1 protein-coding gene is annotated in these 408 nt (G+C 66.2%); it reads right to left on the bottom strand.

Features of this window, described 5'->3' with window-relative positions; translation table 11 throughout:
* On the bottom strand, positions 1–408 hold a 408-nt coding region (locus tag KVT32_RS28920), incomplete at its 3' end, for a heavy metal-binding domain-containing protein (RefSeq protein ID WP_217619293.1).

Genomic DNA, 408 nt, shown 5'->3' on the forward strand with positions numbered 1-408 from the left:
CTCGCCCAGCATCGCCAGCGCCAAGACCACGAGCGTCAGCGGCAAGGTCCACCAGAAGCGACGCGAGAAGTCACGCAACGCCGGGTTGTCGTCATCGAGGTCGGGCAGCAGAGGCTCCAGCGTCATCCCGCACTTGGGGCAGGTTCCCGGATGATCCTGGCGGATCTCCGGGTGCATCGGGCAGGTGTAGATGGTTCCGGGCGCGGTTGGCGATGCCGCCGGGGCCGGTGAAACTGCGGTGCTGGCATGGTGATGCGGTGCATGGCCGCTGCCTGTGCCTATGCCCGCGTCACCGCTGGCATATCGCGCCGGATCGGCGACGAATTTGGCCTTGCATCCGGTGCTGCAAAACAAGTACGTGTTCCCCAAGTGCGTGGAACGGTGCTCCGACGCCGCCGTGACCGCCAT

Origin of the sequence: Achromobacter sp. GbtcB20 (genome assembly GCF_019091095.1) — a bacterium.
In the GTDB taxonomy this organism is placed as follows: Bacteria; Pseudomonadota; Gammaproteobacteria; order Burkholderiales; family Burkholderiaceae_B; genus Achromobacter; species Achromobacter mucicolens.